The 26,994-nt window shown below is 40.7% G+C and carries 20 protein-coding genes and 1 pseudogene; 5 read left to right on the top strand and 16 right to left on the bottom strand.

What is annotated here, in order from left to right:
- Positions 1-11: 11 nt before the first annotated feature.
- The 3 genes from fusA to rpsL all read right to left on the bottom strand — a co-directional run bounded on the left by fusA (position 12) and on the right by rpsL (position 3,170).
- Positions 12-2,135 carry an elongation factor G gene (gene fusA, locus WH223_RS19160; RefSeq protein ID WP_340049480.1) on the bottom strand — a complete coding sequence of 708 codons (2,124 nt, stop codon included), beginning with the start codon at positions 2,133-2,135 and terminating at the stop codon, positions 12-14.
- A 134-nt stretch (positions 2,136-2,269) separates the two neighbouring features.
- Positions 2,270-2,737, bottom strand: a complete 468-nt coding sequence (rpsG, locus tag WH223_RS19155; RefSeq protein ID WP_340049479.1) for a 30S ribosomal protein S7 — start codon at positions 2,735-2,737, stop codon at positions 2,270-2,272.
- Positions 2,738-2,756: 19 nt separating this feature from the next.
- Positions 2,757-3,170, bottom strand: coding sequence for a 30S ribosomal protein S12 (gene rpsL / locus WH223_RS19150; RefSeq protein WP_002993550.1), 414 nt, complete (start codon positions 3,168-3,170; stop codon positions 2,757-2,759).
- 163 nt (positions 3,171-3,333) lie between these two features.
- On the opposite strand from rpsL, the gene WH223_RS19145 reads away from it, so the two are divergent.
- Entirely contained in the window at positions 3,334-3,873 is a 540-nt protein-coding gene (locus tag WH223_RS19145; protein WP_340049478.1) for a DinB family protein, read from the top strand.
- A 117-nt stretch (positions 3,874-3,990) separates the two neighbouring features.
- Here the strand turns inward: WH223_RS19145 and WH223_RS19140 are convergent, their stop codons facing one another.
- Positions 3,991-5,139, bottom strand: coding sequence for a calcium:proton antiporter (locus WH223_RS19140; protein WP_340049477.1), 1,149 nt, complete (start codon positions 5,137-5,139; stop codon positions 3,991-3,993).
- Between the two features lie 259 nt (positions 5,140-5,398).
- Positions 5,399-5,764 (bottom strand): hypothetical protein, encoded by a 366-nt coding sequence (locus WH223_RS19135; protein WP_340049476.1) that lies wholly within the window; start codon positions 5,762-5,764, stop codon positions 5,399-5,401.
- Between the two features lie 138 nt (positions 5,765-5,902).
- On the opposite strand from WH223_RS19135, the gene WH223_RS19130 reads away from it, so the two are divergent.
- A complete protein-coding gene (locus WH223_RS19130; protein ID WP_340049475.1) occupies positions 5,903-6,334 on the top strand; it encodes an N-acetyltransferase in 432 nt (143 codons plus the stop codon).
- A complete protein-coding gene (locus WH223_RS19125; RefSeq protein WP_340049474.1) occupies positions 6,327-6,899 on the top strand; it encodes a Crp/Fnr family transcriptional regulator in 573 nt (190 codons plus the stop codon). Before WH223_RS19130 ends, WH223_RS19125 begins: the two co-directional genes overlap by 8 nt.
- Before the next feature lie 37 nt (positions 6,900-6,936).
- Here the strand turns inward: WH223_RS19125 and WH223_RS19120 are convergent, their stop codons facing one another.
- The 6 genes and pseudogenes from WH223_RS19120 to fsa form a co-directional block, all read right to left on the bottom strand.
- Complete coding sequence (locus tag WH223_RS19120) at positions 6,937-7,374, bottom strand: GNAT family N-acetyltransferase (RefSeq protein ID WP_340049473.1); 438 nt, start codon at positions 7,372-7,374, stop codon at positions 6,937-6,939.
- Positions 7,375-7,428: 54 nt separating this feature from the next.
- Positions 7,429-7,707 (bottom strand): GNAT family N-acetyltransferase, encoded by a 279-nt coding sequence (locus WH223_RS19115; RefSeq protein ID WP_340049472.1) that lies wholly within the window; start codon positions 7,705-7,707, stop codon positions 7,429-7,431.
- Between the two features lie 50 nt (positions 7,708-7,757).
- A complete protein-coding gene (locus WH223_RS19110; RefSeq protein ID WP_340049471.1) occupies positions 7,758-8,639 on the bottom strand; it encodes a pirin family protein in 882 nt (293 codons plus the stop codon).
- Positions 8,640-8,806: 167 nt separating this feature from the next.
- Positions 8,807-10,936, bottom strand: a pseudogene (gene rnr, locus WH223_RS19105) (ribonuclease R).
- Between the two features lie 545 nt (positions 10,937-11,481).
- Positions 11,482-11,931 carry a Fur family transcriptional regulator gene (locus tag WH223_RS19100; protein ID WP_340049470.1) on the bottom strand — a complete coding sequence of 150 codons (450 nt, stop codon included), beginning with the start codon at positions 11,929-11,931 and terminating at the stop codon, positions 11,482-11,484.
- 2,011 nt (positions 11,932-13,942) lie between these two features.
- Positions 13,943-14,602, bottom strand: a complete 660-nt coding sequence (gene fsa, locus WH223_RS19095; protein ID WP_340049469.1) for a fructose-6-phosphate aldolase — start codon at positions 14,600-14,602, stop codon at positions 13,943-13,945.
- Between the two features lie 124 nt (positions 14,603-14,726).
- Between fsa and WH223_RS19090 the strand changes: the two genes are divergently transcribed.
- Positions 14,727-15,947 carry an MFS transporter gene (locus WH223_RS19090; RefSeq protein ID WP_340049468.1) on the top strand — a complete coding sequence of 407 codons (1,221 nt, stop codon included), beginning with the start codon at positions 14,727-14,729 and terminating at the stop codon, positions 15,945-15,947.
- Here WH223_RS19090 and WH223_RS19085 read toward each other — a convergent pair.
- The 4 genes from WH223_RS19085 to WH223_RS19070 form a co-directional block, all read right to left on the bottom strand.
- Entirely contained in the window at positions 15,933-16,376 is a 444-nt protein-coding gene (locus WH223_RS19085) for a retropepsin-like aspartic protease family protein (protein ID WP_340049467.1), read from the bottom strand. The genes WH223_RS19090 and WH223_RS19085 overlap by 15 nt on opposite strands.
- Before the next feature lie 148 nt (positions 16,377-16,524).
- A complete protein-coding gene (gene mdh, locus WH223_RS19080; RefSeq protein WP_340049466.1) occupies positions 16,525-17,463 on the bottom strand; it encodes a malate dehydrogenase in 939 nt (312 codons plus the stop codon).
- A gap of 94 nt (positions 17,464-17,557) precedes the next feature.
- Entirely contained in the window at positions 17,558-19,864 is a 2,307-nt protein-coding gene (tamL, locus tag WH223_RS19075; RefSeq protein ID WP_340049465.1) for a translocation and assembly module lipoprotein TamL, read from the bottom strand.
- Positions 19,854-25,106: a translocation/assembly module TamB domain-containing protein gene (locus WH223_RS19070; RefSeq protein ID WP_340049464.1), complete on the bottom strand. Its 5,253-nt coding sequence runs from the start codon at positions 25,104-25,106 to the stop codon at positions 19,854-19,856. Before WH223_RS19070 ends, tamL begins: the two co-directional genes overlap by 11 nt.
- A gap of 430 nt (positions 25,107-25,536) precedes the next feature.
- Between WH223_RS19070 and WH223_RS19065 the strand changes: the two genes are divergently transcribed.
- Positions 25,537-25,992 (top strand): PepSY-like domain-containing protein, encoded by a 456-nt coding sequence (locus WH223_RS19065; RefSeq protein ID WP_340049462.1) that lies wholly within the window; start codon positions 25,537-25,539, stop codon positions 25,990-25,992.
- Between the two features lie 121 nt (positions 25,993-26,113).
- On the opposite strand, the gene WH223_RS19060 is transcribed toward WH223_RS19065, so the two are convergent.
- Positions 26,114-26,986: a hypothetical protein gene (locus WH223_RS19060; RefSeq protein WP_340049461.1), complete on the bottom strand. Its 873-nt coding sequence runs from the start codon at positions 26,984-26,986 to the stop codon at positions 26,114-26,116.
- Positions 26,987-26,994 lie beyond the last annotated feature (8 nt).

The raw sequence follows: 26,994 nt of genomic DNA, 5'->3' as shown, positions 1-26,994 counted from the left end.
AAGGAATCTGATTAATCTATAGAACCTTTAACTTTACCTTTTGCTTTTGATACTACGTCTTCTTGAACGTTACGAGGAGCTTCCGCGTAGTGGTCAAATTCCATAGTAGAAGTAGCACGACCTGAAGTGATTGTACGTAATTGTGTTACGTAACCGAACATCTCAGAAAGTGGAACTAACGCTTTGATAACTTGAGCACCATTACGCGCATCAAGACCTTGCATCTGACCACGACGACGGTTTAAGTCACCCATTACATCACCCATGTTTTCTTCTGGTGTTAAAACCTCCACTTTCATGATTGGCTCCATCAACACAGGAGAACATTTAGGTAAACCTTCACGGTATGCCATTTTCGCTGCTAATTCGAACGATAAAGCATCTGAATCGACTGCGTGGAATGAACCATCAATCAAACGAACTTTCATACCTGAAAGAGGGAATCCTGCAAGGATACCGTTTTTCAATGAAGCTTCGAATCCTTTTGCTACCGAAGGAATGTATTCTTTAGGAATAGCACCACCAACGATTTCGTTTACGAATTGAAGAGCAGTTTTTGTTGTATCGAAATCTTCGTCAATAGGAGAGATAACAACTTTGATATCCGCAAATTTACCACGACCACCTGATTGTTTTTTGTAAACCTCACGGTGCTCAGTAGTTCCTTTGATAGACTCTTTGTAAGCTACTTGTGGAGCTCCTTGGTTAACCTCTACTTTGAATTCACGTTTCAAACGGTCGATCAAGATTTCTAAGTGAAGCTCACCCATACCAGAGATAACTGTTTGACCAGTCTCTTCGTCAGATTTAACAACGAATGTAGGATCTTCCTCAGCTAATTTACCAAGACCAATACCTAATTTATCAACGTCAGCTTGAGTTTTAGGCTCAATTGCTAAACCAATTACTGGCTCAGGGAAAGTCATTGACTCTAATACGATAGGGTTTTTCTCATCACATAGTGTATCACCAGTTTTGATGTCTTTGAAACCTACTACTGCACCGATATCACCAGCCTCGATAAAAGGAATTGGGTTTTGCTTGTTCGCGTGCATTTGGAAGATACGAGAGATACGCTCTTTGTTGCCTGAACGTGTGTTCAATACATAAGAACCAGCCTCTAATTTACCAGAGTATGCACGGATGAAACATAAACGACCTACGAATGGGTCAGTCGCAATTTTAAAACCTAAAGCTGCGAAAGGCTCATCAACAGATGGTTTACGGCTGATCTCTTCACCTGTATCAGGGTTTGTACCCTTAACAGCTTCTTGATCTAGTGGAGAAGGCAATAATTCCATTACCAAATCCAACATTGTTTGAACACCTTTGTTTTTGAAAGATGAACCACAAACCATAGGAACGATAGAGTTATCTAAAACTGCTGCACGTAATGCATTTAAGATTTCACGCTCAGTTAAAGAATCTGGATCTTCGAAGAATTTCTCCATCAAAGTCTCATCATAACCAGCTACTGCTTCCAATAATTTCTCACGGTACTCAGCAACTTCTTCCAACATATCCTCAGGAATAGGAACTTCTGTAAAGGTCATACCTTTATCATGCTCATTCCAAACGATACCACGGTTGTTGATTAAGTCAACAACACCTTTGAAAGTTTCTTCAGCACCGATAGGTAATTGTAACGCTACAGCGTCAGAACCTAACATTTCTTTTACTTGTTTAACAACTTTCAAGAAGTCAGCTCCAGAACGGTCCATTTTGTTAACGAAACCAATGCGAGGTACTTTGTACCCGTCAGCTAAACGCCAGTTAGTTTCTGATTGAGGCTCAACACCATCAACCGCTGAAAACAAGAATACTAATCCGTCTAATACACGTAACGAACGGTTTACCTCAACCGTGAAATCCACGTGTCCAGGAGTATCGATTACGTTTACTTGGTATTTATTGTTACGGTAGTGCCAGAATACAGTTGTAGCTGCTGAAGTAATCGTGATACCACGCTCAGCTTCTTGCTCCATCCAGTCCATTGTTGAAGCACCTTCGTGAACTTCACCAATTTTATGATTTACACCTGAGTAGTAAAGAATACGCTCAGTCGTTGTAGTTTTACCAGCATCGATGTGAGCAGCGATACCAATATTTCTAGTGAATTTTAAATCTCTTGCCATAATATTTTTAAGCAACTAGCCTTGATGGCTTATTTGTTTTAATTGCACAGTTTAAATAAGTACACCGACCCTGATAAACGATAAATCGATTAACATAGGTCGGTGTAATCATATTTGCTTTGTTGTCTTCAAAATTAGAATCTGAAGTGTGAGAACGCTTTGTTAGCTTCCGCCATTTTGTGCGTATCTTCTTTCTTCTTAACAGCAGCACCTTCACCTTTAGAAGCTGAAATGATTTCTCCTGCTAATTTTTCGAACATTGTTTTTTCTCCGCGTTTACGTGCGTAAGAAATTAACCATTTCATACCTAAAGCGATTTTACGCTCTGGACGAACTTCCATAGGAACTTGGAAGTTAGCACCACCTACACGGCGAGACTTAACTTCAACAGCAGGCATAACGTTGTTTAAAGCTTTTTTCCAAGCTTCTAAACCACTTTCCTGTGTTTTTTGTTCTACTAATTCTACAGCATCATAAAAAATAGCGTAAGCGGTAGATTTTTTACCGTCTAACATCATATTGTTTACAAAACGCGTTACCTGAGTGTCGTTAAACTTCGGGTCAGGTAAAATGATTCTCTTTTTTGGTTTTGATTTTCTCATTTTCTTTTCCTCCGTTTAATTATTTCTTTTTGCCTTTTGCTGGAGCTGCTGCCGCCTGTCCTGGTTTAGGACGTTTCGTTCCGTATTTAGAACGACGTTGGTTACGACCTGCTACACCTGATGTATCTAATGCACCACGGATAATGTGGTAACGAACACCCGGTAAATCTTTAACACGACCACCACGAATCAAAACGATCGAGTGCTCTTGTAAGTTGTGACCTTCACCTGGGATGTATGCGTTAACCTCTTTACCGTTTGTTAAACGTACACGAGCTACTTTACGCATTGCTGAGTTTGGTTTTTTAGGGGTAGTAGTGTATACACGCGTACACACACCTCTTCGCTGTGGACATGAGTCCAACGCTGGTGACTTACTCTTATCAACCAGAGCTACTCTACCTTTTCTAACTAATTGTTGAATAGTAGGCATTTACCTGTTTTGTGTTTTAATTTGTAAAAATTAATTTTTAAGTCTGCAAAGATAATCAAAGTATCTCAGACTATAAAGTCCTGTGTGTTAATTTTTTTTGAATACTTTTTTATGCCTCCTATTTAATAATTAACTTGCCTCTTTATTATAGGGATATTAAGCTATGAGTAGTTATTTAAAAAGTGCCTTAAAAGAGTTGAAGCATAGCAAAGTGCTTGTTGAAAAAACAATCGACGCTATCGATGAAGATATGCTAAATTGGTCGCCAGCCGAAGGGACAAATAGTATTTCAATTATTGTAAGACATGTAACAGAGAATATAAGGTCTCGATTTACCGACTTTCTGACGAGCGATGGTGAGAAAAGCTGGCGGAATCGCGATGCCGAGTTTGAAGAAGCTGATTTGAGTAAAGCCGATCTGCTTGCTGCATGGGAGAAATCATGGGCCATTCTCTTGGAAAACCTAGAGCCACTTACTGAAGCTGATCTCGAACGTACTATATATATACGTGGGGAAGGGCATACCGTTACTCAAGCTATTAATCGACAGGTAGCGCATTATGCGTCCCATATGGGGCAGATTGTTTTTATCGGTAAAATTATCAAAGGTAAAGATTGGGAGAGTTTATCAATCCCTCGTGGACAATCTAAGGCTTTTAATCAGCAGATGTTTGATACCCATAAAGGGGACGCAAAAGCGTAGGTTTTAAAATTTATAGTTTGCTTACTATCATCTTTGTGTGTAAGCTGTTTTTATATAAAGAAGGCTATCGTCCTGCATAAGGAGATAGCCTTCTTTGTTTATGAAATGTACATGCCGTTAAGGACTGAATACCAAAAGCACGAACATCGCAAATAAAACCAGGTGTATAATACCTAATATTGGTGTTGTCTTTTTTCCAGCGAAGCTGATAAAGCTAAGTAGGAGCGTCAGGCTGAATAGTAAGGTTTCTGTGCTTGTTAAGCCAAACAATACTTGCTTACCGGTTAGTAGTCCGATAATCAACACCGCAGGAACCGTAAGCCCAACGGTAGACACAAAGGCGCCATGGCATAAATTGATAGCCCGCTGAAATTCGTTGTTCATCGCGGCTTTAATTGCTGTGATTGATTCTGGTGTAAACACGATAATCGCAATTAAGATGCCGCCGAGCTCTTTTGGAAGCTGTGCTGCTGAAATTCCATAGTCAACTACTGTGGCCATGTTGTGTGATAACAACACAATAGGAAGTACCATCGCAACCAACACAATGGAGCGTATAAGGATTTCGTTAGAAGCCGTTTTTGTATGTGTCGTTTCTGGCGTGGTTGCTGCTTTAGCCCTTTCTTGAAAAGGAATACTCACGGCGCCTGCGGCCGGTTGCATGTACAGGTGCTTATAGCCTTTTATTTGATAAGCTAAGAAACATACATATAAAACCAAGGTTAGTGTCGCGATGCTTACAGCTTGCGTGGTAGAAAATGCACCTCCGCCCGCGCCAATAATGCTGTTGGGTAGTAGTAGCGCTAATCCGCCTAATACCACAATCATGGATAGATAGGTTAATGTTCCTTGTGCATTATAGGCCTGCTCGCCATATTTTAATCCTCCCATTAGAATGGATAGACCGACAACGAGGTTCATAATAATCATCATCACGGCAAATATGGAATCTTTACCTATAGTAGCCGACTCCGCAGGACCTAGCATGACAGCAGAAATTAAAACGACTTCAATCAAGACAATCGAAAGCGTTAAGATTAGGGTGCCGTAGGGCTCTCCCAATTTATGTGCTAGTGCGTCCGCTTCTTTAACAACACCGAAGGAAGCTAGAATAATTGTGCCTAGCAGGATGGTGAAGTATAAGGCTGCTGTCGTAGGTTGCAGATTGTTCATATCTATAGCTTCACCAAAGAAAATAAAGGCCAGAACGACCATCCATACCAACGCTAATCGGATGCTTGTGCTTTTCGTAACAATATTTTTCATGTGTTTGATTTTTTTAAACTTGCCCTAGATTTGTAATGTACCTCTTGTTTTGTAGCAAGAACACCTTTGTTTTTTTTGTTTTATTCTATCGCCTGTCGGCGGATGAAATATTCTTTATTAATGTTAACAAAGGTCTTGATAAAGGGTGTGAAATATTTTTACAAATGTTAAAAAAGAGCCTGCTAGATATGCTGTAAAACAAAAACGCGTCTACTGTAAGATAGACGCGTTCATGAGTCGTGTGACGACATGTTATTTTTTACTCAGGTCTTTTGGAAGCTTCCAAGATAGGAATGTTAGCTTCTGTAGGGACGTAGATGATTTGGTTGATCTTTCCTGCTTTCAAGGCTTCGCCAAAAGCACCGATAAATTCCTGCTTTCTATATTCTGGATATTTCTGCGCTGCTTCGCCCATAATTTTAATCGCTTCGGCTTGTAATACGGCGGCGTCTTTTTCAGCTCGTGCTTGTTCGATTAAGATCTGTCTAGATTGCGTTGCTTCAGCAAGGCGTGCCTTTCCAGCCATCTCTTGTTGCCAAACTGTGTAGCGTGGTAATCCAAACATTAAACCGATGATCACTAAAAGAGCTGTAATAACTACAGTGATAAATAATTTCACATTCATATCAGATAATTTGTTAGTTGTGTTTTATGGAAGATATTGATTTTTTGTGTAAAATACAAGATTCAAACGTATTAATTAGCTTTTGTAAAGTGTCTTTCGTTGCATAAAGGATAGTTTTGTAGCATTAAATATAGTAACATGATTAGAGCATTTAATTCAGCAGATTTAGAGCCGGTATTGACAATTTGGTTAGAAGCTTCGATAGCCGGACATGATTTTGTGGCAGCTGCCTATTGGGAAGGTAAGGTTAAAGATATGCGGTCCGTCTATCTGCCCGCAAGCACAACCTTTGTGTTTGAAAATAGCGATGGTAATCTTGTTGGTTTTCTTTCTTTGGTGGATAATTATATTGCGGCTTTATTTGTTAATCCGCAAACACAAGGACGAGGTGTTGGTACACAGCTCATGGACTATGTTAAAAGTAGGTATGCATCTTTAGCGCTTAGTGTTTATTCGAAAAATGAGAGATCTATTGATTTTTATCACAAACAAGGATTTGTTATCGTAGGTGAGCAAGAAGAGCCGCATACAAAAGAAATGGAAACGCTAATGACGTATAACAATGGATAGAGAGGTTTTGCGTTCCCTGTTGCCACAAGCACATTTGTTGTCGGATGATGCAGTCGCTTTGTTGCAGCCTTGTTTGACCGTTATGGAGCTGCCTAAAAATACTTTACTGATACAAGATACACGTGTTGAGCGTAACGCCTATCTATTGTATGTGGGGATTGCGCGTGCCTATATCAGTACTGCAGCGGGTGAGATTACCTTTGGATTTGCGCGTGAAGGACATATTATCAATGCTAATGCAGGATACTTCTCGAAAACAAAAGGTTATGAAAATTTTCATTTGTTGGAGGATGCTCAGTTGCTGAAGATTGATTTGGATTGCATACAGCAATTGTTTCTCGTAAATATTGAGATTTGTAATTGGGCGCGTGTTATTACAGAGGTGGAGGCGATGGCTGCCGAGGAGCGACGGCTGGATTATATTTTGTTGAGTCCGGAAGAACGTTATGTAAAGTTGCTACAGAACGATGCATCCTTGCTGCATAGGGTTCCTTTAAAAAATATTGCTACCTATTTGGGTATTTCACCTGTATCATTAAGCCGGATTCGTGCACGTATAAAATAAAGGATGCATAGCTCGCTGGGCATCCTTTATGTTGAAATTATGTGGGGATTTCTAGATGAATCAGCGGATAGTTTTTGCCCATTCCATCTTTTTCCGATCGTCCTACTTGTTTGTAACCTGCTTTGAGGTAAAAGCCTAGGGCTTGCTCGTTTTGTTCGTTAACATCCACTTTTCTGACTTGAAGCTCCTGTATTACATAATCAACAGCTGTTTTTCCGTAACCTTTTCCTCTACATGTAGGTGCAACAAACAGCATCTCTAAATTATCATCGGATACACTGAAGAATGCTTGCGCTTTATTCTTGTTGTCTTCTATGATAAATACCCGAAGCTGTGGCAGAAATTCCGTAGGGATTAATCTTTTGAAAAGTTCGAAATCCTCCGTTGCTAAAAAGTCATGAGTCGTCAAGACTGCTCCTTCCCAAATGGTCATAAGAGCCGGGTAGTCTGCTATATATGCTTCTCTTATGTGCATAAAACTTTTATTTTAGTCGGCGAAGGTATTAAAATTTAACTTTTAAAACGTTGTTTACAAAACATCTCTAATTTCTTCGACCTTGTCGAATACACTTTTTGCAAATGGACATAAGGGAAGAATTTTAATGTTGTTCGTTCTAGCGAAGTTGACGGCCTCCATCAGCATCGTTTTGCCAACATTTCTACCCTTGAAGTCTGGGTTTACCTCTGTGTGGTCAATAATGATGCGGCCTTCACCTGCCCAGGAGTACGTCATGCGTCCTGCTTCTTTTCCATCTTCCGAGGCTTTGAAAAATCCTTTGCTCTCTCGGTTAAATTGTTCTACTTGCATATTTTTTTCTTTATCGGTTTGTGAATAAAAATAGTCTTTTAAAATATCTTTTAGCTTGGGATATTGCCAAACTTTCCATTGTTAAAATCTTCAATAGCCTCTATGATTTCTTGCTGCGTATTCATTACAAAAGGACCGTGCGATACAATAGGTTCTAACAATGGGTCTCCGCTTAAGATTAAAACAATACTGTCTGCTGTAGCTTCAACGGTAAAGGCTGTGCCTTTGTTTTCAAATAAAGCAAAGTGGTCGCCCTTTACCTGCGCTTCGCCGTTGACGGTAATTTCGCCCTGTACAACGAGCAAAGCTGTATTGTAATTCTCTGGGAAGTCAAAGTCCGCTTTCCCGTCTTTTTTTAGGTGCGCATTGAATACGTGGATAGGCGAGAATGTGGTCGCTGCTCCCTGCTCCGTTTTGTAGCTCCCTGCAATAAGTTCAAGGAAGTTTCCTTTGTCATCAAGCGGATGTTTCGGAATAGAAGCATTGTCTAGCGCTTGGTATTTTGGTGTCGACATTTTATCCTGAGCAGGAAGGTTTACCCATAGCTGCACCATTTGGAAGTCGCCACCAGCCTTGCTGTATGTTTCTTCGTGAAACTCTTTATGTAAAATTCCTGAAGCTGCGGTCATCCATTGCACATCTCCTTTTGCGATAATACCGCTATTGCCGCTGCTGTCGTGGTGCGCTACGCTACCCTCGTAGGCAATGGTGACGGTTTCGAAGCCGCGGTGAGGGTGCACGTCTACTCCACGCGGTTTATCGCTCGGCGGGAAGTAGAATTTCGAATTGTAGTCTAGCATGATGAAAGGGTCCATTCTTTTTGCCCCCATCTGATTGCCGCTTGGTATAAAGTTGTGTACTCTAAAACCATCGCCTACAAAGTGCGCTGCTCGTGGCGCGATAATGCTTTCTATATTCTTTTTCGTTGTCATGCTATTTCCTTTCTTTTGATGTAAACAAAAATAGCGCTAAACCGAGAGCTCCACATTGATGTATGATAGGAAATGATGCGAGTCGTGTTTTTCGTGGCATAAAAAAACTCCTTCAGGCAGTGTTGAATTTGCGTGAAGGAGTTTTGAAAACTAGTTAGCCCTTTGTATTAGCTGAGTAGGGTAAAGTCGATTTGTCTTTTTTCAAGGTCTACTTTTTTCACCTTAATCTGCACTTGGTCGCCCAGCTGATATTTTTTCTTCTTACGCTGACCAATGATGGCGTAGTTTTTCTCATCGAGTGTGTAGAAGTCGTCGTTGATGTCGCGGAGCCTAACCATGCCTTCGCATTTGTTCTCCTCGATCTCCACATACATACCCCATTCTGTAACGCCTGATACTAAACCTGTGTATTCAACACCGATTTGGTCTTGTAGGAATTCTGCTTGTTTGTATTTGATGGATGCGCGTTCCGCTTCTGCGGCTTTCTTCTCCATCTGTGAAGCATGCTCCGACATCTTTTCGTAATGCTCCGCATTAATCTTCGTGCCGCCGTCAAGATAAAATTGTAACAGGCGGTGTACCATCACATCGGGGTAACGACGGATAGGCGAAGTGAAGTGTGTATAATAATCGAAAGCTAGTCCGTAATGACTCGTGCTCTTTGTTGTGTAAATAGCTTTCGCCATAGAGCGCACAGCAAGCGATGTAAGCAAGTTTTGCTCCTTGCTACCCTCAATCTTCATCATTAAACTATTGATTGATCTGGCGGCTTCTTTGTCGGTCTTAATCGAAAGCTTGTGCCCGAAGCGAGAAGCGAACTGTGAAAAGGTCGTTAAGGTCTCCGGATTTGGGGTGTCGTGAAAGCGGTACACAAAAGTCAATTTGTTTTTTCCTTTACCTTGCTTGCCGATAAACTCAGCAACCTTGCGGTTGGCGAGGAGCATGAAGTCTTCAATAAGCTTGTGCGCATCTTTCCTCACTTTGGTGTATACGCCGAGTGGCTTCCCATTTTCGTCTAAGTGGAATTTCACTTCTTCACTTTCAAAGCTGATGGCGCCATTTTTAAATTTGCGCTCGCGCAAGATGTAGGCAAGTTCGTTGAGTTTTAAAATTTCCTCCGCGTGGTCGCCTTCTTTATTTTAGATGACCTCTTGAGCCTCTTCGTAAGTGAACCTTCTGTCGGAGTTGATCACCGTGCGTCCAAACCACTGGTCATGGATGGTTGCTTTGTCGTCCATTTCGAAAACTGCCGAGAAGCATAACTTCTCTTCATTGGGACGAAGGGAGCATACGCCATTTGATAGGCGCTCGGGAAGCATCGGTATAACGCGGTCTACCAAGTAGACCGAAGTGCCGCGCTCGAACGCTTCTTTGTCAAGTTCGGTATTCGGGATGACGTAGTGTGACACGTCGGCGATGTGTACGCCGATTTCGTAATTCCCATTGTCTAGTTTTTTGAACGATATCGCGTCATCAAAATCTTTAGCGTCAAAAGGGTCGATGGTGAAAGTTAGTGTGTCTCGGAAGTCGCGACGTTTAGCAATCTCCTCCGCGGAGATCGTCACTGGAATTTCGTTCGCTTCTGCCTCTACTGCTTTAGGGAAAGATAACGGAAAACCATAGTCGGCAAGGATGGCATTCATCTCCGTATTGTTTTCTCCTTTTTTTCCTAAAACTTCTTTCACACGGCCGATTGGATTCTTAGCACTTTTTGGCCACTCCACAATAGAGACGACTACCTTCTCTCCAGCCTTTGCTCCGTTGAGACTATCCAAGGGAACGAAGATGTCGTGAAGCATTTTTCTGTCGTCAGGAATGAAGAACGCATAAGCGTCGCTGATGCTAATGGTGCCGGTGAAATCGGTCTTCGCACGCTGTATTATTTCGATGACTTCACCTTCTCTTTTTCTGCCACGGCCACGTTCGTAAACGTGTACTTTGACGATGTCATTATGGAGGGCTTGTCTTAGTTTTCTTGGGGCAACATAGATGTCGTTTTCGAGCTCGTCTTGCGGTACGATGTACGCAGACCCGTCGGCCGTCATATCTACCTTTCCGGTAACGTATACTTGAAGTTGGCGAAGCTTGAACTTGCCTCTTTCTGTTTGCAAGAACTTGCTGGATTTGCTGGCGTCGGAAATGATGTCTGCAATCGCAACTTTGGAGTCTGTATCTACTATGTTAAGCTTCGATGCGACTTGTTTATAGTTGAGGGCAGTGTTATTGTTTTTTTCAAAAATATCGACAATGAGTTGTGTTAAGACTTCTTTGTACGGGTTTTCTTTTCTTTGTTTCATTTGTCTCTCTTTTGTTTGGGGAGACGCCTTTTGTCAGTCGGTGGGGTAGGGGCAATGTGTTATGTTTTGAAGTTGTGTACTTCAGTAACCCGCAGCTCGGCTGGTATGGCGATTTCCTATTTTCTAAGTTACAAAAAAATAGCGAAAGGAATCTTATGTAATGCTATTTGTTCTCTTCCGATGCTGTTGTGAAGGTTTTTGTGTTTCTTTTGTTTAGTTTAGCTTTTTTAACTTGTTGATTTGTATGTTTTTAGTTTAGTTTTTGCTAAAACTCGCTGATTCTATTGTTTTGATTCTGAGTGATTGGGGAAGGTTTATTGAGAAACGAGGTGTTTTAAATATTTTTGCTAAAATATATTGAATTAATTTTTAATATATATTAGTTTGATTAATATTTTTAATTACAGCTGTTTATGGTGTATTTGCTAAAAGTAATTTTGTTTATGTTATTTTGTTTTTAGCCTTGGTTGGGGAGGGCGTTTAGGCTTTAGGAATGGTTTGGTCAGCTAGCTTAATTTTCCGCTAGCTGACCGGTTTATTATGTCTTATGCTTCTTTTTTTGAGCAATCAGCGCAGCGTCCTACAGCATTGATGGCAAGTGATTCCATCGTGAAGTTTGCTGGTAGCGGAATTTTAGGAAGGGTGATTTCTTCCAAGCAATAAACCGAGTTGCACGAGGAACACATGAAGTGTACGTGTTGGTCATGATGATGATCTCCAGAGCAAGCGTCGGAGCAGGATGCGTAAGTCGCCGTACCATGTAAATCGAAAACTTTATGTACAATTCCCTTTTCTTCGAAGCTCGCTAATATGCGGTATAAGGTTACGCGATCAATATCTTTACCAAGTAGTTTTTCGAGATCAGGCTGTGATATAGCTGCATCTTTATGCATGATTTCATCAAGAACACGCAGTCTATGCGGAGTTACTTTTAGACCATTTTGTTTTAATAGTCGCATGAAATCCTGTTGTTTTTCTAATTCTTTATCCATCATCTTATGTGTAAAATTACGGAATATTTGGGGTAAAAAAAAACGTTCGAGAAAGGAGGGTGTACGGCTTTTAGACGCTGTTGTTTTCCTCTTGTTATGGATGCACGCCACACCTAAGCAGATGTGAAATTTACTCAAATTATCTACCCTTTGATAGGGGGCTAAATTGCCCCTCTATGAGAAATGTATTACTTGTCATCATCCTTGGATTAGCCTTCGAGCTGTCCATGATATTGGACCTTCGAGCACGGCGATGCTACTGAAAATTGTATTGAAATATGCCCGATATTATCCCTGAATTTTGGAATATATGTAGATGAGATTTACTTATAGAAGTGTGCTTTCTGGAGTTTTTTTAGGCATCTTTTGCTCTTGTTATAGAATTTTGAGCTTGCTTCATTCCATGAAATCAAGGTCTATTCTTCGCTTTTTTGGACTGTTTGGTTTGTGATTTGACCACTGGAAAAGGAGGGATATCCTCTATTTGGTATCCAATAAATGATGCGAAATAGCGTGATTCGTGCTGTGGTTACACTCGGATTTGTAGCTTTTGGATGTCTTTTCTTGGATTGATTTCGGAATATTTATAGCCAAAATTCCATCTGCGAAGTAGATTTTATGTGCTATTTCTAGTCGTCTTTTGCTCCTGTTACAGCTTTTTAAGCTTGCTTAAATCCGTAAAATCAAGGGCAATTTTTCGCTTTTTTGGATTGTTTCGCTGGTGAGTTGACCACATGAAAAGGAAGGATATCCTCTATTTGGTATCCAATAAATGATGCAAAATAGCGTGATTCGTGCTGTGGTTACTACTCGGATTTGGAGCTTTTGGATGTCTTTTCTTGGATTGATTTCGGAATATTTATCGCCAAAATCCCCTCGACTAAGTGAATTTTATGTGCTATTTCTAGTCGTCTTTTGCTCCTGTTACAGCTTTTTAAGCTTGCTTAAATCCGTAAAATCAAGGGCAATTTTTCGCTTTTTTGGATTGTTTCGCTGGTGAGTTGACCACATGAAAAGGAAGGATATCCTCTATTTGGTATCCAATAAATGATGCAAAATAGCGTGATTCGTGCTGTGGTTACTACTCGAATTTGGAGCTTTTGGATGTCTTTTCTTGGATTGATTTCGGAATATTTATCGCCAAAATTCCGTCTTCGAAGTAGATTTTATGTGCTATTTCTAGTCGCCTTTTACTCCTGTTACAGCTTTTTAAGCTTGCTTAAATCCGTAAAATCAAGGGCAATTCTTCGCTTTTTTGGACTGTTTTGGTTGTAAGTTGACCTCCGTAAAAGGGGCAATATCATCTATTTGATGTCTGATAAATGATGCAAAACAGCGTGATTTGTAGGAGAGTTACTACTCCGATTTGGAGCTTTTGGATGACTTTTCTTGGGTTGATTTCGGAATGTTAGTGGCCAAAATTCCGTCTGCGAAGTAGATTTTATGTGCTATTTCTTGTCGCCTTTTGCTCTTGTTACAGCTTTTAAGCTTGCTTAAATCCGAAAAATCAAGGGCAATTCTTCGCTTTTTTGGACTGTTTGGTTTGTGAGTTGACCATAGGAAAAGGGGCAATATCATCTATTTGCTGTCTGATAAATGATGCAAAATAGCGTGATTTGTAGGGTAGTTACTACTCGGATTTGGAGCTTTTGGATGTCTTTTCTTGGATTGATTTCGGAATGTTAGTGGCCAAAATTCCGTCTGCGAAGTAGATTTTATGTGCTATTTCTAGTCACCTTTTGCTCCTGTTATAGACTTTTTTACTTATGTGCAAGGTCTAGGGACATCGCAACTTATACAGGTAGGAGGAGCGCGCTATAATTACTTTTAGGAGCTCATGAATACATCTATCATAGGCCTTATATCGGCTCAAAGGAGCATAGTTCAGCCTACAGCTATAGGATTATTTTAGGTTTATACTTTGGTTTTCTACATCAATTAGGCTATGCATTGACATAAAAAAAGCCTGTCTGGATTAATCCAAACAGGCTTCTATCGTTAATATTTTATATTCTTATTGGCCTGAAGCTTTAGCGTGGTCAGCTAAGAATTGTGCTAAACCGCTATCAGTTAAAGGGTGTTTTAATAACGCTGTGATTACAGATAAAGGACCAGTCATCACGTCTGCACCAATTTTCGCACAACCTAAAAGGTGAGCACTGTGGCGTACTGATGCCGCTAAAATTTGTGTAGGGAAGCCGTAGTTATCATAAATCAAACGGATTTCTTCAATTAAGCCCATTCCATCTACAGAGATATCATCCAAACGACCAATGAATGGAGATACATACGTAGCACCAGCTTTAGCTGCTAAAAGAGCTTGACCAGCAGAAAATACAAGTGTACAGTTTGTTTTGATGCCTTTGTTGCTGAAGTAACGGATAGCCTTCACGCCGTCTTTAATCATCGGTACTTTTACAACAATCTTAGGGTTTAATGCAGCTAATGCTTCCCCTTCTTTGATGATGTTATCATAGTCTGTAGCGATTACTTCAGCACTTACATCACCATCAACAATTTCGCATATTGCTTGGTAGTGAGCCAACACGTTTTCTTGACCGCTGATGCCTTCTTTAGCCATTAAACTAGGGTTTGTTGTTACCCCATCCAACACGCCTAAATCTTGTGCTTCTTTGATTTGAGCTAAGTTTGCTGTATCAATAAAAAATTTCATTTTGATTGTTGATTTATAGTAATTTAAATGATTTTAAAAACCGCTTTGTTATTTATGGTACAAAAATAGCTATATTATTCACAAATCCTGTATAAGTTTGCTTTAAAACCTTATCCCATAGTCAATGGATATATTTAGATCGCTGGCCTATCCAAATTATCGCCTCCATATTATTGGACAAGCGATTTCTCTTTTGGGTACCTGGATGCAACGTGTTGCTATTAGTTGGTTGGTGTATGAACTCACGGGGTCCGTATTCTGGCTTGGTTTTGTTCAGTTTATATCGCTCTTACCATCGTTAATTCTCTCGCCTTTTATAGGTACCTTCATTGATAAGCATAAGAAATATAAGATTGTTTACATCACCCAAGTAGGGCTGATGATACAGGCTGGTGTGCTCTCTTTGGTTGTAGGGTTGAAGGCCGAGACGGTTCTTATTCTGTCTATTTTAGGCTTCATTCAAGGCGTAATTAATGCTTTCGATGTGTTAGCGCGCCAATCTTTACTCGTTTATTTGGTCGATAATCGTCGCGATTTACCCAATGCTATCGCCTTGAACTCTTCCGTGTTCAATGCTGCCCGAATGTTAGGCCCTGCAATAGGAGGTATTTTGCTGACTAGTTATGGGGAGTTTGTCTGTTTTCTTCTGAATTTCATCAGCTTTATTCCTGTCTTAATTTGTCTTCATCGGATGAATATCGTGGAGAATGTTCCCCAAAGGATAAAGGAGAGTACATGGAGAGGCCTAGTTGGCGGCTTCAATTACCTCAAACGCTCACCACATCTATCGTCTTTAATTATTCTATTAACCTTTTCCAGTCTACTCGTTATCCCATATACGGCATTGCTGCCAGCTATTGCAAAGGAGCTTTTTAAAGGGAATGAGGCTACCTTTTCATGGTTTGAGAGTGCTGCAGGTTTCGGGGCTATGATTGGGGCCATCAATATGGCACGTATTAAGTCGGGTCAGAACTTACGCTATCGCGTGATGTTTGCCGCCTTTTTGATGGGTATTTCTCTGTTTTTATTGGCTTATGCTCACTTCTTGCCTTCGGCATTGTTCTTTACAGGATTAGTTTCAGCAGCGATGATGATGCAAAATTCATCCATCAACACCTATATTCAGACGCATGCCATGTCGCAGTATCGTGCGCGTGTGATATCTTATTATGTAATGGCTTTTCAAGGTATAGCCCCAATAGGTACACTTTTGGTTGGAGCTATAGCTGAAAATGCGGGGTTGAAACCTACTTTATATGGTATGGGAATCGCTGGTGTACTGATTGCTTTATCCTTTTATGTTTATTTGCGTGTACATATTCATCGACCTTTATTTAAATTTTAAAGGACGTTTCTGTAGGCTTAGCGTTAAACTCTTATAGTCTATTTTTGCTGCGTAGTGACGTAATATATCACCACCTATAATCCCAATAACAGGTGTTAATTCCATCTGTTCGTAGGCATAATTAATTGCCGTCAGGTCTAGTACAGCAGCAGGAAAGTTCTTTACTTTCCAATCTTCTAGGCTTAATTCTGGGATAGTAAACTGGTAGCTCTCCATCGTGTTGGTGCCTAATCCGGTCGACATAATATCCGTATTCTGTAGGTGCTCATCATAGATACCTACCTTCTGTAGCATGGTTTTGTCTAGTACCGTTTTGGAGGCCCCCGTATCAACGACCATTTTGAATGACTGGTCGAATAGGGTTGCTTCGACTAAAATATGGTAACCATCGCCTTGTAAATTGAGAATCTCTAAAGGAATTTTTTGCATGGTTTAAATATAGGTATTTAATAGATGTTCCACTATTTTTCAACGTATGGATGAAGGAAGAAATCGTGTTTATCGTTTTGTATACTACATAAAAAAATCCCGAAGGTATAACCACTCGGGATTCATTTATTAATATTTAAAGCATTTCTTATAGAATACCTTGTTCTTTTAAAACGTTATTCATCGTGCGTACAGCATCTGCGGAAGCACTAAACAAGGCTTGTTCTTTTTCTGATAGTTGCAATGGAACGATACGGTCCCAGCCATTACGGTTGATAATTACGGGAACACCAATGTTGATGTCGCTTTGACCATACTCACCTTCTAGATAAACAGAGGCTGTAAACAATCGGTTTTGGTCGCGTACGATACTTTCCACCATCGCTGCAGCAGCAGCACCAGGAGCATACCATGCCGAAGTGCCAATTAGTGCCGTAAGGGTCGCACCGCCCACCATTGTTTTTTGTACAATCTCCTGTTGCTCTTCTTCTGTAAGGAAGTCGCGCACCGGAACACTGTTCCACGTGGCATGTTGTATTAACGGAATCATGGTGGTATCACCGTGACCTCCAATAACTACCGCATTTAGGTCGTTGGCGGAAGCATTAAGTTTCGTTGAAATTTGGTATTTAAAACGTGCTGAATCTAAAGCGCCTCCCATTCCGATAATTCTGTTTTTAGGCAGACCGCTTGATTTTAGCGCTAGGTAAGTCATCGTATCCATCGGATTGGAGACAATGAGTATGATAACCTCAGGGGAGTGTTTTAGTAAGTTTTCTACGACAGATTTTACAATGCCTGCATTTGTACCAATGAGTTCTTCTCTAGTCATTCCTGGCTTGCGCGGAATGCCCGAAGTGATTACTGCCACTGCAGAGCCTGCGGTGCGGCTGTAGTCGTTGGTTACTCCTGTGACTTTAGCATCAAAGCCAAGCAATGCTGCTGTTTGCATCATATCTTGAGCTTTTCCTTCTGCAACACCTTCTTTGATGTCGAGAAGGACGATTTCCTCGGCAATGTTTTTTCTTACGAGATTGTCAGCTGTGGTTGCTCCCACAGCTCCCGCTCCAATAACTGTTATTTTCATTTCGCGTCGTTTTATGTGGTAAAATTACCATTATAAATATAGTGATTTGAAAACGAACAAACGACCGAAAAGCGCTATATTTTAGGATAATTCCTTAAAAAGGATAGCCAATAGCTAAGTTGAAAACGAGGTTGTTACGACGCCATGTAGAGCTTCCAAAATCAATATCCTTAAATACCCAACGTTCTCCCGAAGGAAGGTAGGGTAGACGTACAGGAATCGCAAAATCGGTACGGATAATTAGAAAGTCTAAGTCTAAGCGTAAACCTGCCCCTGCTCCGACAGCGAGTTCACGGATAAAGCTCGAGCTTAACTTGCCGCCTACTTTCTCTTTGTCATCACGTTGTAGCCACACGTTACCCGCATCAATAAATGCTGCCCAGTGTACCATGCCTGCTATTTTTGCCCGGTATTCTGTGTTCAGCTCTAGTTTAAAATCACCCGTTTGATCGGCGAAGAAATTCTCTTTTCCGATGTTCTCCGGCATAGAGCTTCCCGGTCCTACAGAGCGGGCGCGGAAAGCACGTAGCCCGTTTGGTCCACCCGAGTAATATTGTTTTAAGTAGGGTAGCGATGAGGAGTTGCCATAAGAATAACTCGTTCCTATCATCACGCGTGATGCCAATGTGGAATTCGCTGTAAGCTTCATATAATGTCTGAAGTCTGCTTCTACCTTCACGAATTGTGAGTACACCGTTCCAAAAAGCGTTTTTGTATTTCCTGTTTTGAAGTTAGCTCCCTGGATAAGTCCCAACACGTTTCCGGAGGTATTAATACCTGTTTTTGCGTAGAAGGTATGTTTACGATTTTCCATCGTATTGGTAAAGGTGTACGTATAATTAGGTCCAAAAGAAAACTGTGGATCAACGATATGTCGTAAGGTAGGCACCGTATCCATTTGCGCACGGTAGCTTTCCGAAATGTTACGTGGCTGCACGTAGATAATCTCTAATACTGCTAAATCGTGTTGCTTACTCTCATGTTCCTTCCAGTTATACCCATAATTCATGGTTAATGAATTCAAGGTATAGGCGTTTCTACGATTTAAAAACTCGTAGCCCACTTTGGTATATGTTTTTGGAATAAAACGACGCGAAGGGGCCCATTTGTACAAAGATAATAGACGTGGCCAAGTGATGCTTACCTCTGCTCCATAGCGTAAATAGCTTGAATTAAGGTTTACATTACCTCCAGTTTGTGTTTCATATCCACCAAAAACAGTAAGGTTTAAGGTCTCAAATCCTTTAAAAGCATTCCTAACGGTCCAGTTGACGTTGGCTTCTGTTCCATTATAGATAGAGGCCGTTTTTGCGAGTACCTCAAAGCGTAACGAACGCTTCGGCATAGGCGTCAGGTAGTAATAGACGTCCATGGTATTGGCCGAATCAGGACTATCAATAAAGGTGTTTTTGACAAATTTAAAAGCATTCAAATTCACCAAATGACTAATCGTCAAGTTGTGGTTTGTACGGTTGTAGGTATCACCATCCTTGAAGAATATATGGTTCGCTAGCACCTTTTTTCTATAGGTGTTTTCTCTATCGATGATATAAAGCTGATCGCGAAAAGGGGTTAGCCTCTTTGTATTTGCTGTGGAATAACCATCGGCATTCACTTTGTAGTTCGGATAGATGAAGATATTACCAATACGCTGCGGATGCTTGGCCTTATCTGAAGTTTCAGGCTTCAGGGTTACAAACATATCTACTTTATGGTTGCCTATAGCGCTATCCACCTCAACGAGTAAATTGTCGGGCGAGAAATAATAATAACCTCTATTTTTTAATTCGTTGTCAATACGTTCTCTTTCATTGATGATAACGTCAAGATTGTAGTTTGTACCAACCTTAAGGAGAGATTGGTCTTTTGTCTCTGCGACATCTTTTCCGAGCTGTGATAGGGAGTCAATCTCAAATTCTAGCTTTGCAATACGATAGATATCGCCGGGGAAAGCATGATAATGTACTTCACCTATTTTTCCATTCACCGTAGTATCAGAAGTAACATAGGAGTTGAAGAAACCTAGGTTTTCCATTCTACCACGTAAGATGGTCTCGTTGTATTCGCGGTTTACGCTGCTCAGAAGGACAGGGGCTTCACCGCGTTTTTTTAGGAAATTGCGGAAGAAATTCTTACTCGTATCGGCACCACCACCGGCGTAATACATGCCTAGTTTAAAGCGTTGACCGAAAAGCTTCTTGTTTGGCTTCGGTGTTAATAAGGTCGCCATGTAAGTTTCGAAAACAGCTCTACGATCCGCAGGAATACTATCTTTATGGATGGTTACGGTACCCTTGTCGTAAAGAATTTCTCCTTCGGCTAGGTGCTTCGTTCCTTTACAAGAATAAAGGGAAAGGGCGGCAAATATACCTAGAAAGTAATGTGTGTTTCTAATTTTCATTGTTGTTCCTTTCATCCTCTTCATTTCTTATCGCTTTGCTAGTCGTGTCAACCTTTCCTTTTATCGGCTGCTTTTCTTGTTGTTGTTGCTTGATCGTATCTTGTTCCTTTTGTTGCTGACGCTTACGGTACGATGGGTTATGGAGCATCAAACTATCTCTAATAACAAGGCGTACACTATCACGGTATACCGAGTCGGTATCCATCCGTTCGGTATCAAACCTTCTTCTAAACCCTTTACTTTCCGTATTATAATATTGCTCAATAGCTTTAGAGCTCATAAATAACTCACGGAATTTATCGTAGCTCATATTAATAATGAAACCAATTCCGGTCTCCACAAACTGACCTTGTAGTGTCGCTTGGTATTGATTTTTACGGTATACACGTGCAAAATAACGGCCATCTTTAGAAAGCTGATATTCTAGCGCAATATCTCCGGCGATGTTATTAGCTTTCTCCCCTGGGCGTGTATTTCCTTCTACTTCAAAGTTAGAGCCTATCGTAATTTTCAAACGGTCATCAAACAGCATTTTTGAAACCCCGAGGTTTAAATCTGTTCTTGTTTCTGCGGCTCCTGTTAGGTAGTCTTCTTCCGAGCGTAGGTTGAAATCTAGCTCTACTCCCGTGATTAAATCTGAGGCCAAGTTGTTTAGCTGGCTACTTAATAGGGAACTTACGGTGTTACGAACAAGCGATTCGGTGCCTCCACCGGATAAACTTTCAAATGGATTGGCCGACATGAAACGCCCTAAAGCAATCATCGAGAATACCTGTTTGTTTAGTTCTGCGGGATCCTCACGTAAGTTGGAAAGCGCAATATTTACCTTACTGATTACATCTTGTGATGCAATCGCATTATTCTCATCCAGCTCAATATCAAAAGCGATATTTGGTTTGAAAAGTTCGCCTGTCAGTAATAACTTGACAAAGAACGGTACACGCTGTTTATATAAATTTTGGTTCTCGGAACCTATTTGTGATTGCACTAACTCGAGTGTAGAGAACTTATTTGCATACTGCGCGGTAATATCCATCTTGGCATCCAGCGGATCGCCATTCCAGGTGATAGTACTTCCCTTACGGAAGGTAAAGTCTTTCGCAATAGGGCCAAAGGAGAAGGTATACTGTCCTTTTTCCACGGTGAATGTTCCCGACATGGTAATCTTGTTGCTCGCATCGATGGTGGTATTCAACTCGGCTACCCCTTGGATGAGTAAGGCATCTTTTGTGCCTTCATCTAGGACCACTTTGAATTTAGCGTCACGGTCAGTGCTCAAGTTCAGCGCAATGTCGTAGCCCACCAATCGTGTAGCTGTCGTCATGGAGTCCAAACGAGCAAATACATTCGTGCGTGCCGTGTCTCGTCTATTGACAAACTTAACAACACCATCACGCTGTGATACGCCAGGGTCATCATTAGGCACGATAAAGACAAAGTCCGTTTTGCTGTTTGCTTTTACATTACCATCAATACGCGGCTTGTCTAGATTACCGGTGATACGTAAGTTGGATGTTATGTATAGTTTACCATAGAAAAGGTCGTTATCCTCTCTAGTTGAGTTTACAGCAGCAAAATCGTCCGTACTTAAGTTTAAGTTGAATACGAAATCTGTATAGGTTGTCGTTTTTATGGTTCCGTTTACCTTAGCAGTATTACCTCTTAAATCCTTAATCTGGAATTGTTTGAATTGAATACCTTGGTCATTAAAATGAATCGTTTGGTTATCCATCTTAAGGTCTGCATTCAGCATAGCAATATTTAATTTCGCCTGTTGGAACGTTACATTACCGTTAATTTTCGGCGCATCAAAATTGCCGCTGATTTTTAACTCACCACGTAAGTCCCCTTCACAGTCTTCAAGATATCCTAAGCTAAATGCTTGTACCGTTGTTAGCTTCATTGGTTTCAAGGATAAAGTAGCATTTAAGCTTCCTTTTCCTTCTGGAGGCTGAACATATTCACCGATAAGTTGAATATCATTACCATTCTCCGTAACACGGATGTCCGTAGAGAACGTATTTTCTTTAATATTGTCTACTTTAACTAGAATATTACCGATGGTGTCTTTACCAAAATAGAAACGATCGACGGTTAAATCAGATACAAATACAGGATTCGCATCTAAGCGTGATATCGTCGCCGTACCATTGATACCACCACCTAAGTTCAACGACTCCGAGTCCAGAATCTTAGTGAACGTTTCAATTCGGAAGTTGTTGAAATTTAAGTCGATAGGAGAGTTGCTGATGCTGTCTTTCGACTGAATAGCCAGTTCTTGCCCTTTGCTGCTTAAACGGAAATGGTTGGCATAAATACCTTCAGTACCGAAACTAAGCTGATTTTCAGGGTCTATTTCCCAGTTGTCGTAGTTTAGCATCAAGCCGTCTTCGTTAAGACTGAAGATGTAGTTACTCTCCGTTACACGCATCTTAGCACCTAAGTGGTAGCGTTCTTTATCGGCTTTATCTTTTACCCAAAGACCAAAGTCTAGGTTGTTTTCAAACACGCTACCGCTAAATACCGTATTGTTCAGCTCTATGTTATTAACCTTTATCTTCTGTATTAATGCCGCATAGTAGAGTGTGCTGTCGTAGGTAGCAAGCTCGACGCCCACATTTTCAACAAGCATACCGTCGTATAGGAGCTTCGGCGCGATTAGCTTGGCCATCAAACTTTGTTCCTTACTATTAAAGCTACCATCGAGGGTGATATCCTGCATGGTTTGAAGCTTAGGGAAGAAGTCGCGTATAAAGCGTGTATTGCTAAGCGTCGCACTAAACTCGAAGTTTTGAGCCGCATATTGTTGCGGTATCGGCGGTGTTCCTTTCGGGTTGTAGTAGGTATGAATAATATCTTGAACAGAAGCCCCTAGCTCCGTTAGTCGGTAACGACCTACTAAGTGAGCTTTTAGGAATTCTGAACGCAAGATTAGCGTGTTCCTATTGGTGTCTGCACGTGCAATAAGGGATACCGAATCTAGCGTGAAACGGTCATTATTGTAGGCGATAGACGAATTGGTAATATGGATAGCCCCATTTAAGAAGTTCGGGTCTGCGGTTTCGAAATCAGCCAATATCTTTCCATGATAGCGCACCTCTTCATCCATAAGTTTCAGATTCTTCAGGTTCACACTGTCGACCATAACTTCGGCACGTACTTTCGGATATTGGTTGCGCATATCAGCCGCAAAGTCGAGTTGTAGTTTTAAGTTCGGATCAGGGCTTACCAAGCTACCGATGATATCTCCGGTATTCGCGTGGATATTAAGATCTATATTTCTGTAGGTATAGCCATTGGCTTCCAGCATATTCAGCTTGCCGTCGACATGGCTTTCCATGGTTTTTGGATTAATTCCTTTTCCAGATACATTGGCCTCAACAGATAGTAGGCCGAGTACAGAATCTTGACCAAGTAGGCTCCCTATATTGAAGTTGTCGATGGAAACATAGGCGTCATAGGTCGTGTCTCTACCCATATCAAAGTTCCCGCGTATGGCTGCATTTCCTTTTTCTGTCACTAGGTTTAAGTCGGCATCAAAGCCCTTCATGCCTCCTTTGAATTTTCCGACCAAGCTTATCGCATTGGGTAAAGCGAAATTGTCTGGAAGCATTGATTTGTCGATTAGTCGCTCAATATCAGCTCTTCCTGTCGTTAATTTTTTAAGTTGCAGGTCGATATTCATACGCTCTACATCCGGAAGCCCTTTAAGGACAGCACTAGCAATTAAGTGTGTTCTATCAAGTGTTTTAAACTCTAGGTGAGGAATATGAAGGTTGTCGACACGTCCTTTGACATTTCCGTCGATGAAGAAGTTGCGTGTAGCCAGTGGTTTTACGGCATCAATTTGCGTAAGGTCTGGCGCAAAAAGAAGAATGTCACGCATATCAATCGTTGACTTCTTAATCTTCGCATCAATGCTGATGAGTCCTGGGTTTTTCGCTATAGCATCTAGCGATGGATATGTTATTTTAATATAATCACGAATCAGCGTATGTGGTGTCTGTGCGACCAAATATTTGATTTCAGCCCCTGTATTTGTGTATACAAAGTCTCCTTGAAGCTTTTTTATTTCAAAGCCAGAGCGATCTTTTGCTATTAAAGATTTTAACGACCCCGAGATGGAATCACTCGAATAGTATAGGTCGTCTAGGCTTGTCGCAAGGTTGCTGATAACAATATTTCCGTAGTCAAAACCTTTCATACGGGCTTGGTTGTCATCTCTAAACTGTACTGCCGTCTGCTTAATGCGTACTTTTTCGGCGCCTACCACCCAGTTGACCGGCTGAGAAGGTCCTTGTTCGGCTTTCGCATCCTTTTTCTGTGTTTTGCCAAATATAACGGAAGCATCAGCCCCCGTAAGGTCTACGGTGCCCAGCTGAACGAGCTCCTTGTTGAGGTCTATCTTATGTAGATTTGCTTGCAGCGACTGTACCTCAAACTTGCTGTCTAATGCCGATCCTGCATCCGCGTAGCGAACCTTAATATCTCGTAAATCGATATCTTGAATATCAATATCAGGCAGTAAGCTGTTTACCGCCGCCGCTACTGTATTGGATGTTATACTGTCGGCTGGCGTTTGGTTTTTTTCAGTCGGACTTTGTTGAATATCAGCTTGCAATCCGTCAATAACGACTTTAGGAAGGGCAAAAGCCATGTTCTTCGTGAGGTCGAACTTCTTGATTTTCGTTTGTAAGTCTCTGAGGTTAACGTCGGCTTTCATACCGATAACGGAATCATTATACACAAAGCGTATACGCTTTAAACTGATGTCGCCCAAGTCAAAGATGAGGGCTGCTGTGGTATCACTTTTTGAAGTTGATGGCTTTTCTGAGGTGAACGCCTTTGTTATGTAATCAAAGTTAAAACTGCTATCTGGAAGGCTGCGGCTTATTTTTGCCGTTATGCCCTCTAAATCTACAGATTGAATTTGCACGGTATTTTGCAGCAATTTAAACATGCTGATATCAACGGCAATTTTCTCTCCTGCCAATAGGGTATCGCGGGATTGGTCCTCTAGATATACATTTTCTAAAAGAATCTTCGTGGGAAAGGTAATATTTATATATCCGATGGATACCGGCGTGCCAATTTTATGCTCTACGTAATTAGTTACTTTGCCAACAACATAATTTTGAACAGAAGGTATACGGATAAGAAAAACGATTAAAAGAAAGAGTATTATTACGGTGCCAATGAACCAAAGGATTGTTTTTAATGCTATTCGTCCGTATCTATTCAAAGCAGGGTTTTTTTATATGTTATTCAATAAGTTTATCGTATAACGTTACAACGTAAAATAGTCCTAAATGTTTACACGATAAACTATTTATTCTCGCTTACAAAGTTATGACAAAGATAAGGTTTGGATGTTACTTACCTAGTTTTCAGCATAAATTATATAACCAAAATATAACACTTTTTGTTGAAAACCCAAAGTTTTTCAATTATAGTAGCCATATAGCTATAGTTTTGGTCGGGTGTAAGCATTTTGCGAGAAGAAATTTATAGCGTAACAAAAAATAGATATACGCCTATGTTGTAGGTCAAAGTCTTTAAAATAGCATATATGACTTGATTGGATAAATAAGTGACGAATGTCATCCCTTAAAAATCAAACAGTTTAACTTTTAGGATGTTTTGATAGTAGTAATATTTATAAAAATTTAATTATGCGTAGATTATCTATGTTTCTAGCGGTTGCATTACTATTTTTTGCAGCTACTCCAGCGAGTGCTTCTCGCCATGATGTTGGAACTCCAATTCCATTTGAACAGCTACCTGCTAAGGCGCTTCGTTTCTATAAAGATCATTTTTCACAAGCCGATGTCGGTAGTGTTATTCTATTTTCAAAGTATTTTGCTAAAAAAGAATATACCGTGTATATGAAAGACGGTAGTAAAGTAGAGTTTACTTCTAGTGGCGATTGGGAGAAGGTAAAGATGAAGACAAAGGCTGTTCCTGAAAAAATTATACCTACACCTATAGCGGAGTATATAAAAACTAATTTTCCAGAATCTTCGATTAAAGAGATTAAAAAGTCCCAACGAAAAATTGAAGTTGAGCTAACGAATGGTTTGGAAGTAGAGTTTAACCACCAAGGGCAATTTTTGCGTATCGATGATTAAACGATAAGCGCCAATTATGGCATTAAGGAAAGGTATGCTTTCTTAAATAGAAAAGGGAAGATAAAGTAGCTTATGAATTAAGCATCTCTATCTTCCCTTTTTTAGGTGTATTTTTTAGCTGTTATTTCAAGATAAGAAGCTGTTTCGCTTCCTTCCCATCCCAGATAAATTTTTCACGTGTTTTTGTCTCTTTATATTTCAGCTCCTCGGCATTCTCATCGATAACCTCTCCTTGGATAGCATCTCTGATGATTAGGTTAGGACCCAACTGGTGTTCTGAGGGGAATAATAGCTTCTCTTCATAGTAGTTAACACCTGCATCACTAACCGTACTTTTGCCCGGTAGTCGGATAAAGTCGCTACCTGTCCATCCTAAATAATAATAATCGCTAGGTACAGCACAGGCTTCACCGATAAAGGCAATACGGTAGATGGATTTTAATCCTTCCAAGCCCATATTTCCCAATACTTTAGCATCCGTGAACGACTGTTCGTTTAGGGTAACCAGAAAACTTGTCTTACCAATACACTGGTTTTCGGTATTTAAAATTTTTATTTCGCAGAGTTTAAGGTAGTCTTCATCTTTAGAACGATTCGGATATTTGTTGAAACCGTAGAGCCATAGCTGGCCATCTTTATCACGGTTTTCTTTTAAGGCGATTAAGCCTAACCAAATAAAACCTTGTTTTAACTTTCCATTAGCAGAATACTCCACTTTATGCCAAGGTGCATAAAAATCCTTAATAAGCATTTCATTGTAGCCTACACTACGAATTGTAACAGGCGTACCCACCGTTAAGGAGTCTAGTACTTTTCCATTTAGGGTTGGGCTGTCACGGATATAGGCAATGTCAGCAAATACATGGGCTTCGTCGCCTACACTTTTGCCCCATAAATTGTATTCATCGGCAAGGGCATAGGCCGCAGGTTGTGCTTGTGCATGAAGAGCCATGCTGCCAAGGCACAAGAAAATTAAGATTATATTTCTCACCATACTTGCGA

This window comes from Sphingobacterium sp. MYb382 (assembly GCF_037572665.1).
Lineage (GTDB): Bacteria > Bacteroidota > Bacteroidia > Sphingobacteriales > Sphingobacteriaceae > Sphingobacterium.
Note: the sequence above shows the minus strand (reverse complement) of the source record. Positions and strands in the feature narration are given on the sequence as shown.